Annotated in this window: 12 protein-coding genes; 9 read left to right on the top strand and 3 right to left on the bottom strand. The window is 40.5% G+C overall.

Annotated features, from left to right (window positions below):
* Positions 1-79: 79 nt before the first annotated feature.
* Positions 80-1,936: an NAD(P)H-quinone oxidoreductase subunit F gene (locus tag G4P69_RS03050; protein WP_208348342.1), complete on the bottom strand. Its 1,857-nt coding sequence runs from the start codon at positions 1,934-1,936 to the stop codon at positions 80-82.
* Positions 1,937-2,574: 638 nt separating this feature from the next.
* Here G4P69_RS03050 and G4P69_RS03045 point away from each other — a divergent pair.
* From G4P69_RS03045 to G4P69_RS03005, 9 genes are all read left to right on the top strand, one after another.
* Positions 2,575-2,883 (top strand): carbon dioxide-concentrating mechanism protein CcmK, encoded by a 309-nt coding sequence (locus G4P69_RS03045; RefSeq protein WP_208348340.1) that lies wholly within the window; start codon positions 2,575-2,577, stop codon positions 2,881-2,883.
* 162 nt (positions 2,884-3,045) lie between these two features.
* Positions 3,046-3,393, top strand: coding sequence for a carbon dioxide-concentrating mechanism protein CcmK (locus tag G4P69_RS03040; protein ID WP_208348337.1), 348 nt, complete (start codon positions 3,046-3,048; stop codon positions 3,391-3,393).
* A 7-nt stretch (positions 3,394-3,400) separates the two neighbouring features.
* Positions 3,401-3,697 (top strand): EutN/CcmL family microcompartment protein, encoded by a 297-nt coding sequence (locus tag G4P69_RS03035; protein WP_208348334.1) that lies wholly within the window; start codon positions 3,401-3,403, stop codon positions 3,695-3,697.
* 261 nt (positions 3,698-3,958) lie between these two features.
* On the top strand, positions 3,959-5,608 hold the full coding sequence (locus G4P69_RS03030) for a ribulose bisphosphate carboxylase small subunit (RefSeq protein ID WP_208348331.1): 1,650 nt from the start codon (positions 3,959-3,961) through the stop codon (positions 5,606-5,608).
* Between the two features lie 144 nt (positions 5,609-5,752).
* Entirely contained in the window at positions 5,753-6,394 is a 642-nt protein-coding gene (locus tag G4P69_RS03025) for an LbetaH domain-containing protein (RefSeq protein WP_208348328.1), read from the top strand.
* Between the two features lie 68 nt (positions 6,395-6,462).
* Positions 6,463-7,245, top strand: coding sequence for a BMC domain-containing protein (locus G4P69_RS03020; protein ID WP_208348327.1), 783 nt, complete (start codon positions 6,463-6,465; stop codon positions 7,243-7,245).
* A 317-nt stretch (positions 7,246-7,562) separates the two neighbouring features.
* Positions 7,563-8,471, top strand: a complete 909-nt coding sequence (locus tag G4P69_RS03015; RefSeq protein WP_208348325.1) for a LysR family transcriptional regulator — start codon at positions 7,563-7,565, stop codon at positions 8,469-8,471.
* Between the two features lie 16 nt (positions 8,472-8,487).
* Positions 8,488-8,862, top strand: coding sequence for a hypothetical protein (locus G4P69_RS03010; RefSeq protein ID WP_243902873.1), 375 nt, complete (start codon positions 8,488-8,490; stop codon positions 8,860-8,862).
* 229 nt (positions 8,863-9,091) lie between these two features.
* On the top strand, positions 9,092-10,675 hold the full coding sequence (locus G4P69_RS03005) for a mucoidy inhibitor MuiA family protein (protein WP_208348323.1): 1,584 nt from the start codon (positions 9,092-9,094) through the stop codon (positions 10,673-10,675).
* Between the two features lie 83 nt (positions 10,676-10,758).
* Here G4P69_RS03005 and G4P69_RS03000 read toward each other — a convergent pair whose 3' ends face one another.
* Together G4P69_RS03000 and G4P69_RS02995 are read right to left on the bottom strand one after the other, a co-directional pair.
* Complete coding sequence (locus G4P69_RS03000; protein WP_208348321.1) at positions 10,759-10,899, bottom strand: hypothetical protein; 141 nt, start codon at positions 10,897-10,899, stop codon at positions 10,759-10,761.
* Between the two features lie 845 nt (positions 10,900-11,744).
* On the bottom strand, positions 11,745-12,122 hold the full coding sequence (locus tag G4P69_RS02995) for a hypothetical protein (protein WP_208348318.1): 378 nt from the start codon (positions 12,120-12,122) through the stop codon (positions 11,745-11,747).
* Positions 12,123-12,328 lie beyond the last annotated feature (206 nt).

The following is a 12,328-nucleotide window of genomic DNA, read 5'->3' as shown; positions in this document are numbered from 1 at the left end:
TTAGTCGCAAAAGCTTCAAATCCTATGCCCCATGCCCCATGCCCCATGCCCCATACCCCATCTTAACAACTCATTACCATTAAAAATGCCAGCTACTTAGCAAACCCATTGACCAACTCATGAGAAAAGCTATGACACTGACACATACAAGGATAGTTAATAAGTATCCTTGGGAGCGACCAGAAATACTATATTTTAAGCTTTGACCGCTCAAAATCGTTGCAAATCCGATTAAGTTAACGAAACCATCAACCAGATAGCGATCGCTCCAAGCTGCAATCTTAGAAACCAAAGCTACTAACCCAACAACCGTCAAGCGATAAACCTGATCAATATAAAAGTCATAACCTAACAAGTCTTGTAGAAATCTCCAAGCCAGCACAGTGGATCTTGACCAAGCTTTGTGTAGATAGATTGTAGATCCTATGAGTAAACCAGTTAAAGTAGAAAATACTAACAGCGACAACACAACCCAATTGATGCTTTCCCAACCGGGTAGTAAATACCATTGCTGTAGCATCAGGGGTACCAACAAAGTGAGAATTGTCAGAGCTACCATTGGTACTGCCATAGCCCAGCCCACTTCTGGAGTGCGGCGACTCTTTTGTTGCGGTTCGCCCCAAAATATTAACCGGAATACCCGTGTTAAATTCAAAGCTGTCAAGCCATTGACCACTAATAAGACCACTGTTACCCAAGGACTCACTATAGCCAAACCATCTGCCCAGGATAGCATTGCCCAAAAGCTGCCTAGTGGCAATAATGTTACCATTCCAGCCGAGCCAACCACAAAAGCAGAAGTCGTAGCGGGCATTCTCGACCACAAACCACCCATTTCTGTTAAATCTTGAGTACTTGTCGTGAAAATGACTGAACCAGCACTCATGAATAACAATGCTTTAGCGATCGCGTGAGTCAAAAGCAACATCAGCGCAACACCACCTTGCTGCAAACCCACGGCTAAAAACACCAATCCCATGTATGCACTAGTTGAATGAGAAAGTGCTCGCTTAATGTCAATTTGGGCGATGGATACTAAAGAAGCGCCAATAGCCGTCACCGAACCCATTACTATCAAAGCATTTGAAGCTAGTGGTGACAAGAACAAAACTGGCTGTAGTTTAAACAGCAAATAAGCGCCTCCAGCCACCACCATAGAGTTCCGCATAACTGAAGCTGGGTTAGGACCTTCCATGGCCTCATCTAACCATAAGTGTAGCGGAAATTGAGCACATTTACCCGCAGGTCCAGCGATCAATGCTAAACCCAGCAAACTTGATGTTAAGGGGCTTAGTTCAGCAGTTTGAGCCCATTCATATAAATTAGAAAAATTCAGACTACCAGCTAGCGTGGAAAGGGTTACCACTCCCATAAGCAGGAGCAAATCTCCTACCCGTTTAGTTAAAAAAGCATCTCGTGCTGCTGTCACCACTAACGGTTGTGCATACCAAAATCCCACCAATAAGTAAGTGGAAAGAGTCAAAACTTCCAAAAGGGCATAACTGAGGAATAAGGAATCACTAATGGCTAAACCGCTCAAGGCTGCTTCAAAAAATCCCATTAGGGCAAAGAAACGCGCTAGAGACCAATCCTTTTCCATGTAACCCAATGCATAAATTTGGGCTAGTAAACTTAATCCTGTAATTAAAACGGCTGCTCCAACACTTACTGGTGATAATTCCAAAGCAAATGATAAGTCAAGATCTGCTGCTTTCAACCAGGTAATCACAAGATTTTCTGGTTCTTTATTCCAAATCTCTTGGAATACAATTAGGCTGTGACCAAAAGCTAACACGGTCATCAACAAGTTGAAATAAGCTCCAGGTCTTGGTCCTGTACGCCGAATTAACCCCATTGCCCACGGTAAGCTTAAAAGCGCGCCTATTAAGCCATAAATAGGGATCCACCAGCTTGTGTCGAATAAAAAATCAGTCATTTGTTTTGCCCTTATTGACCCTGCTTTAAACTGTTTTTTGCAATTTTCAACTCATGATTTTCATCCTGAATTTTTTGAATGATTCTTATTCTATTATTCGATATAACGGTCCCTCATTTTTAGTACATTTAAACTCAGACAAAAAAACTTATACATTCTATAAATAAACATTTATTTCTTTTGAGACTTCTGGTGATAAAATAGATCTTTAAAAATTCACAACAAACCATTTATACATGGTATCAGTAAAACTTATAACCAACTTCAACGTGCTTCCAATGTAAATTGGCAAAACCCTGGAAGCAATGATCATACTGATTTCCATAGTTTTTCGCGTCTCCATAAAGATAGAATTCCATCTTTACAACCATGTAACTAACCGAATAGATTAAAAAAACGTTAAGTAACGCTTACTGCCCGAGTATTCTGTCAACTTTAACGCAGCAGAAGACGATGATGAAGTTGTGTTAAGTTTTTTTAAACCATTTAATCATAAACTATTATAGTAATTTATATTGCCAGATGCGCAAAGCTTTTTTATGCTTGATTTGGAAGTGCTTTTATAGCTTAAGATAAGCATTCCCGTCGAAATTTTGCGTGGAAGTTACGAATTGCATTAATTTTGTAGGAGTTTTGCGATGCCGATTGCGGTTGGGATGATTGAAACTAAAGGTTTTCCAGCAGTTGTTGAAGCTGCTGATGCTATGGTGAAAGCCGCTCGTGTAACCTTAGTAGGATATGAAAAAATAGGTAGTGGTCGTGTGACCGTCATTGTTCGAGGAGACGTTTCAGAAGTACAAGCTTCGGTAGCTGCTGGAGTGGAAGCAACGAGAAGAGTGAATGGGGGTGAAGTGTTATCCACTCACATCATTGCTCGTCCTCATGAAAACCTGGAATACGTTCTACCAATTCGTTACACCGAAGCTGTAGACCAATTCCGCACTTAAATGATTTTGGATTGCTTCTATAGGGAATTGCAACCGGTGCAACAGATATGGGATACTCGAATTTAGTCTCGGAAAACCCTAAAACAAAGGTCTAAAGTCTAAAGTTTTTAGAGTCTTACTTGTGTTGTTTTGTACAAAGCTGATTTTTAAGGATTAAAACTAATGTCGATTGCAGTAGGAATGGTGGAAACGCTGGGTTTTCCTGCAGTGGTAGAAGCCGCTGATGCTATGGTAAAAGCCGCTCGTGTAACGCTAGTGGGGTATGAAAAAATAGGTAGTGGTCGTGTGACCGTCATTGTTCGGGGAGACGTTTCAGAAGTACAAGCTTCTGTAGCCGCTGGAGTTGAATCAGTTAAGCGAGTGAATGGTGGACAAGTGCTATCCACCCACATCATTGCTCGTCCTCATGAAAACCTGGAATACGTTTTACCGATTCGTTACACCGATGACGTACAACAATTCCGTGAGAACGTGAACGCAATACCTCCTTACGGCGGCAGAAGACCGTAATACACAAATGCAAATTGCCAAAGTTCGCGGCACAGTGGTTAGTACCCAAAAAGATCCTAGTCTCAGAGGTGTCAAACTACTGTTATTGCAGCTAATAGATGAAGAAGGACGCACTCTACCAGAATACGAAGTGGCAGCTGATAATATTGGTGCTGGAGTAGATGAGTGGGTACTTATCAGTCGTGGCAGTGCAGCCCGTCAAGTTCTGGGTAATGAACAGCGTCCGCTCGATACAGTAGTGGTAGCGATTATTGACACAATTTATGTTGAAAATCGCTTGATTTACAGTAAAACAAACCAATAGCGATAGTCAATAGTTGGAGAAGTGAGGAGTGAAAAACCAGTTTAAAAAAGGAGTCAGAATTCAGAATTCAGGATTCAGTTGGTAAATAGAAATTCATACTGAACGCCAGATGCTCTATGAGGGAAACCCTCATGACCGCACTGGCTCCTCCTGACTCGTGACTACTGAGTTCTTTTATGAAATCTGGCAGTCAGAGTGAAAGGTAAAAACTTCTAGCTCATCACTCGTCACTCACAACTTAAATAGAGGAGGAATCTAGTAATGGTAGCCCGTAGCACAGCGGCTCCCCCGACCCCTTGGTCAAAAACTTTAGCTGAGCCAACAATTGACAGAAGCGCATTTATACACTCCTTTTCCAATATTATTGGGGATGTCAAGATAGGTGCAAACGTTATAGTTGCTCCAGGAACCTCAATTAGAGCAGATGAAGGCACACCTTTTTATATTGGTGAAAACACTAACCTGCAAGATGGTGTAGTGGTTCATGGATTAGAGCAAGGTCGAGTGCGTGGCGATGACCAAAACCAATACTCAGTATGGATTGGTAATAACGCTTCCATTACCCATATGGCTTTGATTCATGGTCCAGCTTATGTAGGCGACGATTGTTTTATTGGCTTTCGCTCTACAGTGTTTAATGCCAGAGTGGGGGCAGGCTGCGTCGTGATGATGCATGCTTTAGTTCAGGATGTCGAAATTCCCCCTGGTAAGTATGTTCCTTCAGGAGCAATAATTACTAATCAGCAGCAAGCTGACCGTCTGCCAGATGTACATCCAAATGATAAACAATTTGCCCATCATGTGATTGGAATTAATCAAGCGCTACGGGCTGGATACCTATGTGCGGCAGATAGTAAATGTATTGCACCGATTCGAGATGAAATAGGTAGATCTTATACAAGTAACAACGGATTTGAATTTGAAGAGTTAAGTGAAATGTCAAGCAGCAAATTAGGTGCAGAAACCATAGAACAGGTACGCTATCTGTTAGATCAAGGATATAGAATTGGTACAGAACACGTGGACGAACGCCGATTCCGTACAGGTTCATGGACAAGTTGCCAGCCGATTGACACTAGATCTTTAAATGAAGCAGTCGTCGCTTTGGAAGGTTGTCTATCAGAACATAGTGGTGAGTATGTTCGTTTGTTTGGTATTGACCCCAAAGGCAAGCGGCGTGTACTAGAAACCATTGTACAACGTCCAGACGGTATAGTAAAAGCAACATCAACTTTTAAAGCTCCTGCTAAGCAGGCTAGTACTAGCTATAATGGCAACGGTTACGCTTCTGGTGGTTCTAACAAACTTAGTGGCGAAACTTTAGAGCAAGTACAGCAACTGCTAAATGGTGGTTATAAGATTGGTTCAGAACACGTAGACGAACGGCGATTCCGTACAGGTTCGTGGCAAAGTTGCCAGCCGATTCAAGCAACTTCTGCAAGAGAAGTCATTACGGCTCTAGAACAATGTATAGATAACCATCCAGGGGAGTACGTGCGCTTAATTGGTATTGATACTAAGGCTAAACGCCGCGTTTTAGAAAGTATTATCCAACGTCCCAATGGCTCAGTAACGGCACCTTCTAATGGTAAAGCCTCTGTTAAGAGTGAGCCTTCTTCCTATGGAAGCACACAAGTTACTACTAATAGCCGGTTGAGTTCCGAAGTCGTCGAACAGCTAAGTCAACTCATGGCTGGTGGATATAAAATTAGTGCTGAACATGTAGATCAAAGAAGGTTCCGTACAGGTTCATGGACTAGCTGTGGACAAATTCAGGCTAACTCTGTTTCGGATGCGATCGCCACTTTATCCGGATACCTTGATGAATACCAAGGTGAGTACGTACGGTTAATTGGTATTGATCCTCAAGCTAAACGTCGAGTACTGGAGTTGATAATCCAACGTCCTTAACAGTTATCAGTAAACAGTAAACAGTTATCAGTGATCAAGGTCTATGGTGCAGTGCTAATTGATAACTGCTACTGAAACTGATACTGAAACTGATAACTGATAACTGATAACTGATAACTGATTGGCTTACGAGGTTAAATTTATATGTCTGTGCCGCCACTGCACTTTAGTCATTCCTTTGATTCTTATACTAGTGGCGAGGTGATTGTTCATCCGAGTGCAGTCATTGCACCAGGAGTCATTCTTTTAGCAGCTCCAAACAGTAAAATCATTATCGGTTTGGGGGTTTGTATTGGTACAGGATCAATCCTCGAAGTCCATGAAGGAACTATAGAAGTTGAAGCCGGAGCAATGCTAGGTTCTGGTTTCCTAATGATTGGCGAAGGTAAAATAGGCGCAAATGCCTGTATTGGTTCAGCCACGACAGTTTTCAATTGTTCTGTTGAACCAGGACAAGTCGTCCCACCTAATTCGATTTTAGGAGACACCAGTCGCAGTATTGCAGCAACCGATGAGACAACAGAGGCAACAGATAATTTAATTGTGGAAGCGGAACTAGAAAATAACTCATCTGCTACACCCACAACAGAATCTCCTGTTATAGAACCTCCTGTTGCATCCACTGCTACACCCACCATTCAGGAGACAAAACCGCCTGCTATTGAATCTCCAAATAATTCTGGTAGTGCTATCTATGGACAAGTAAATATACAACGGCTGTTAATTACATTGTTTCCACACAGGCAATCATCAACAACACCGAAGTCTGATGAACCATCTGAGTAAGTGATAATTAAATTAGTTAGTTGTGAATTTTCAATACAACTGGCTGTTAATTATCCTGGAGCATTTATATGCAGGCATACAATCAAAAATCTATGAGCATAATCCAGGCATCACGTCTTCAAGATGACTGGAAAGACACAGCTTTGGGCTTAGTCTCGACTCGCAGTTTTCCTGCAATAGTTGGGACGGCGGATATGATGCTAAAAACTGCTGGAGTCCACCTAGTTGGATATGAAAAAATAGGTGGCGGTTTTTGTACTGCTATCGTTAGAGGTGGGATTGCTGATGTACGTTTAGCAGTAGAGACTGGTGTTCAAACAGCTGAACAATTTGGGCAATTGATTTCTAGCTTAGTTATTCCTCGCCCTTTCCCGAATTTAGAGGTGATACTCCCGATTACAAGGCGGCTCAGCATGCTGGCTGAAAATAACTCTTACAGCCGTCTGTCTCGCTTAGCAGTTGGTTTGGTTGAAACACGAGGATTTCCTGCAATGGTGGGCGCTGCTGATGCTATGCTAAAAGCTGCTGATGTTCAGCTAGGAGCGTATGAAAAAATTGGTGACGCTTTGTGTACAGCTATTGTCCGTGGATCAGTAGCAAATGTTGCTGTAGCAGTAGAAGCAGGTATGTACGAAGCAGAACGTATTGGGGAACTAAACTCAGTAATGGTCATTCCGCGTCCTCTCGAGGAATTGGAAGAAACCTTGCCAGTAGCAAGTTGCTGGATAGAACAACGTCAACCGTTAAGAGTACCAGTGAGTATCAAAGAAAAAGAACAACTTGTCGAATTAGAAAGGGTAGAATTGCCAGATTTAGGGAAGTTACCTGCGAAAATTAGAGAGGAACCATAGATGCTCATAGGGCATAGGACATGGGGCATTGGGAAAATAAAGTATGTAATTAAATTTGTCTCTATGAACTTATAAACAAAGCAGATTTTAGGAAGGATGGTAGATGCGGGAAATTTAAAAAAACGTTATTCACACCTAGCAGTATAAGTAACATATTCTAAGGTGTGAAACGTTGAGAGCAAGGAGGAAGGTGTCTTACGCTTGTGTTCCTTTCATACTAACTTGCAAAACCTATAAGAGAAATACTAAATTTATAATAAAGATAATAGATGTTTATCTATAGTTTTTTGTTTTACAAACACTGTGAGGGATAACCCTTGAACCAGGCGACGTTACACCAGTTAAAGGTTTTTGAAGCAGCTGCACGGCACAGTAGCTTTACTCGCGCAGCCGAGGAACTGTTTCTCACCCAGCCGACTGTTTCCATGCAAATCAAGCAATTAACAAAATCTGTAGGATTGCCATTGTTTGAGCAGGTAGGAAAACGGATATATCTTACAGAGGCGGGAAGAGAATTGTTTGCTACTTGTAAGCAAATCTTTGACACTATAGCTCAGTTTGAGATGAAAGTGGCAGATTTGAAAGGACTCAAGCAAGGGCAGTTGCGCTTGGCGGTCATTACGACTGCGAAATACTTTATACCACGTTTATTAGGTCCATTTTGCCAACTGTATCCAGGAATTGAGATAGCCCTGCAAGTGACAAATCACGAAGGGATTATGGAACGTATGGCTGGAAATCAAGACGATTTGTATATTATGAGCCAAGTTCCAGAGCATTTGGATGTGACTTTCCAACCATTTCTAGAAAATCCCTTGGTGGTTTTAGCACCAGCGAATCATCCTTTGGCAAAACAGAAAAATATCCCTATAGAACGTCTTGCAGATGAGCCTTTTATTGTGAGGGAACCAGGTTCGGGAACTCGTCGCTCTGTGCAAAAACTATTCGATGAGCATGGGGTTATGGTGAAAGTTAAGCTAGAACTGGGCAGTAATGAAGCAATTAAACAAGCGATCGCAGGCGGTTTAGGTATATCTGTTTTATCTCGCCACACCCTAATACCAGAGACAGGAGATTTAGTAGTTTTAGACGTACAACACTTTCCAATTAAAAGAAATTGGTATATAGTTTATCCAGCAGGTAAACAATTATCCATTGTTGCTCGTACTTACTGCGAGTATTTGCTCAGTGCAGCAAAGCAAATTAATGAGCAAACTGCTTGTTAAGATATATCTCAAAATAATGAACTACAAAAAATGTTTGGGCTTGTTTGGTTTTTTGCCAATAGCAAGCCTTTTACTCTATAGTCAGTCAGCTTTAGCTGAAACTTTAAAAACCAAAACTTTCAGAATTACAATCACAAGAAGCTGTCCAGAAGGAAACATATCTTGCAATAAAGTTAGATACTACGGGAGAAATCTCAAAACAGGTAACTCCATTCACCTTGTCGGCAAAACAATTCACACAACCTGTGCCGACGGCGTCACCCCATGCCGATTTCTTGGCTACGAATTCCGCAACAAACAGTATCTTTACCGGGTGACACAAGACGGCAAACTTCAAATCTATGAAGGAAAAAAACTCATACTTGAAGAGAAAGGAAAAATGACCTCTTGAACAAGAATTCAGGAGTCAGAATTCAGAATTCAGTAAAAATTCAATTATTGTAGGGTGTGATCTTGCTCATTACCAGGTGTAACTGTTCACCAATTCACTTAGCCTTTGCGCCGGGGAACACCACTGTATTATCTTTACCTCCTATTTCCACTCTTGCATATCACTAAAATTGCTGGTATATTCAGGAAATTGGGAAAAACTGGTAGTAATTAATCTGGAAACATAGTCTGTGCGAAAAACAGTACAAAGTCAGATTGTTTCTGTTACAGTATATTGTGACCAAGCCCTAGTGACGCGGCGGGGTTCTGTGTCATTGACAGGAGAGGAAAGAGAATTAGTTATAGCGCCAGTACCAAACACTCTACAAACTGACTCAGTAAGAGTTAGTGGTACGGGTAATGTAGCAGTGCGCTTGCACGGGGCTAGAAATGAACGCATTTTTTCAACTGAACCAGTTACAGATAGGCTTGCACAACTAACAAGGCAAATTCAGCAGTTAGAATCAGAGTGCCTCAATTTGCAAGCTCAAGTTAATGGTCTAACATTGCAATCACAATTTATTGAAGGGTTGCGTGATAAAACACAAGAACCTTTTGCTCAGAGTTTGTCGCGGAAAAATCTTAGCCTGAGCGAAACTTTGGATTTCGTGAACTTTTTGGGAAGCCAGTACAGTGAGTACGCGATCGCAATAGGTGAGAGCAAAGCTCAACAAAAAGAATTAGAAAAACAGTTAGAAGTTCTTCGGCAGCAGGTACAGCAGATACAAACACCTCATCCTAAAGAAAGTTTTTGTCTAACTGTAGCAATTGAACCAGAAGGCGCAGGGGAGTTTGAGATAGAAGTGTCGTATGTGGTTCACAGCGTCAGTTGGACTCCTTTGTACGACTTACGAGTAAATACTAATAGCAGTTCTCTGACACTCAGTTATCAAGCAGAAGTGATTCAAAACACTGGCGAAGATTGGATCGGTGTAGCACTTAGTCTTTCTACTGCCAAGCCAGGATTAGGAACTCTACCACCGAAACTTGAGCCTTGGTATATCGACATACCACAGCCACCAGCTTTACCGGTAATGATGATGCGTACCAGAGCTATAGAAAGCTTTGGAGATGCTCAAAGCTCTCATGAGCAGAGCGAAGTTCTAGAAGACAATCTCATAGCAGCGCAAACAAGTCTAGCAGAAGTATCCACACAAGGAAGCATAGTCACTTTTAAACTAGGTAGAAACTGCGATATTGAAAGTGATGGCGTACCTCATCAAACAACTATTTTTAATGATGATTTTCCTTGTAGCTTTGAATATGTAGCTATGCCACGCCTAGTAAGCTTTGCATATCTACAAGCAAATGTAAAAAATAGCGCTAACCAAGCAGCTTTGTTACCAGGAAAAGCAAATATTTTTCGAGACAACATTTTTGTAGGTACAACAGAATTAGAGAACATTGCACCAAACCAAGAATTCAAAGTCAATTTAGGGATTGATGAAGGGTTAAAAATTGAGCGTGACTTGGTTGAGCGTCAGGTAGATAAAAAACTCATTGGCAACAATCGTAAAATTACTTATAGTTATAGGTTAGTTGTCACGAACTTACTCAACCAAGAAGCTAATCTAAAACTTACCGAACAATTACCAGTCAGCCGCAACGAGCAAATTAAGGTGCGCCTTATCCGAAGTAATCCACCAATTCAGCTAGGTGAAATGGGCATTTTGGAGTGGGCTTTAAATTTTTCCCCAGAGGCAAAAAGAGAGATATATTATCAGTTTACAATCGAGTATCCTTCTAACTTAAAAGTTATCGGCCTAGATATGTGACCAAAAGAGAATTCTAAAGTTTAATACTAAAGTAGGGAGCAAGATGCTCCCACTACAGTCTTTTTGCAAAATTGGGATGCTCCCTAAATTAACTGCACTGGTGTGGGGTTAAGTCCAAAGTCTGTTAATAATTGTAGTAATGTGAGTATAACTTGCGGATGTTCAGTTGTAACCATCTGCATATTTGCCATCAAAGCACTAGCTACAGGATTTCTCTGATTCACAAAATCCTACTAGGCAATAGTGAAGATATTGATTTTTGTAATATTTCTAAAGTAGAAATAACTTAAGAAAATACAAACAAATCTCTATTGTATACGGAGAATCTCACTCTTAAATTTTCTTCTAAAACATAGGGCTATGTTCTTTATCCCAACATTTATTATCATACCAATCTCTACCTGTATGCTGACATTCTGCTTTGCTTTCTATCCAAGGAATAGATGTCAGATACGGAGAGAAGCCCTTATCAGGAAAGAATATAGAATTAAAGCCAGATAGTATTACATATATTGTAGTCAAGCTACAAACTGGTAGTGCAATTAAAAACATAGTAACTATTACTGCGTTACTACGATTACGAAAAAAACTATTATTCTTAGTTTTTTTTAATTGTTTTTTTCCGGAGTTCAAATTTATAAGAACCAATTTTATCTCCTATGACTCTATCGCAAATCTCCCTGATAAAAAGGATTATGCAATAGAATTAATTTAAAGTAATAGGAGAAAAATACTGATTTTTTACTATAAATAAACAACATATATTTTGATTTCTTTAAAGCAGAAATCAAAAATAAGTTTTTGTGCTGAATGAATATAAAATTAATATGCGCTTTTTACATAAAATTTATGAAATAAAGTAGTACTTCTATAAGTAGCGAATGTAGAAATATTAGGTAAGTAGCTTGATAAAAGTAAATTAACTAACAGTTGTTAGGGTATTACTTGAGGTAAAGTACTGTTAAGACATCCCCTTTTTTTTAAGGAGGAGATGTCAAATTCAGGGCAAGACAGCTAAGTTAACGTTCCAGTTCTAGTTTTTTTAGCTAGAAGTTGCGATCGCCCAGAGCTATTTTTTTGTACAAGCTCGCTTCATGATGATGCGATTATTCCTATACACTTCTAAAGTTCCAGCGCTTTGACTATCGAGTGTGCCATCCCACACCCAGTATTGATAATTACCATTTTGAAACTTATAGACTTTAACTCCTTCCGTGTTTTGAGTTGTTCCACCATTTATACTCAACTTACCGTTGGGACTAGTTGCGCGGTAAAGAAGTTTACCTGAAGTTCGATTTTTCCAAACATTAACGTTGTACCCGCCACGACATCGTAAATCGAGTATGAGACTAGATGTAGAATCCGCTCTAGCGCTGAAATTGGTAGTACTCCCAACATAGGTTGATACAGCAATAGCCAACGTGATTTGTTTAAGTAGTGTTCTCATAATTTTCTCGGTAGAATCTCAGCACAATGGTAAAGTTTTTCTACTAATGTAGCTTAGTACACATACAACTTCTGCTCTCATAGTTCCCTTTTACATAGCCAAACATAGACAGGCTACTTTACAGGTCTTTAAGCAACACTGACGGAAGCATGTTCACGCTTAAAAGTCGGTGTTATTCGCCTCGGATGTACTACCAGACACCCTCT

Source organism: Aetokthonos hydrillicola CCALA 1050, from assembly GCF_017591665.1.
Taxonomy (GTDB): domain Bacteria; phylum Cyanobacteriota; class Cyanobacteriia; order Cyanobacteriales; family Nostocaceae; genus Aetokthonos; species Aetokthonos hydrillicola.
The sequence above is the reverse complement of the archived record's forward strand: the minus strand, read 5'-3'. Positions and strand labels throughout refer to the sequence as shown.

Excerpts from the sequence above, each read along its gene's own strand:
- G4P69_RS03050 (WP_208348342.1), bottom strand. The coding sequence starts at position 1,936 with ATGACTGATTTTTTATTCGACACAAGCTGGTGGATCCCTATTTATGGC.
- G4P69_RS03045 (WP_208348340.1), top strand. The coding sequence starts at position 2,575 with ATGCCGATTGCGGTTGGGATGATTGAAACTAAAGGTTTTCCAGCAGTT.
- G4P69_RS03040 (WP_208348337.1), top strand. The coding sequence starts at position 3,046 with ATGTCGATTGCAGTAGGAATGGTGGAAACGCTGGGTTTTCCTGCAGTG.
- G4P69_RS03035 (WP_208348334.1), top strand. The coding sequence starts at position 3,401 with ATGCAAATTGCCAAAGTTCGCGGCACAGTGGTTAGTACCCAAAAAGAT.
- G4P69_RS03030 (WP_208348331.1), top strand. The coding sequence starts at position 3,959 with ATGGTAGCCCGTAGCACAGCGGCTCCCCCGACCCCTTGGTCAAAAACT.
- G4P69_RS03025 (WP_208348328.1), top strand. The coding sequence starts at position 5,753 with ATGTCTGTGCCGCCACTGCACTTTAGTCATTCCTTTGATTCTTATACT.
- G4P69_RS03020 (WP_208348327.1), top strand. The coding sequence starts at position 6,463 with ATGCAGGCATACAATCAAAAATCTATGAGCATAATCCAGGCATCACGT.
- G4P69_RS03010 (WP_243902873.1), top strand. The coding sequence starts at position 8,488 with ATGAACTACAAAAAATGTTTGGGCTTGTTTGGTTTTTTGCCAATAGCA.
- G4P69_RS02995 (WP_208348318.1), bottom strand. The coding sequence starts at position 12,122 with ATGAGAACACTACTTAAACAAATCACGTTGGCTATTGCTGTATCAACC.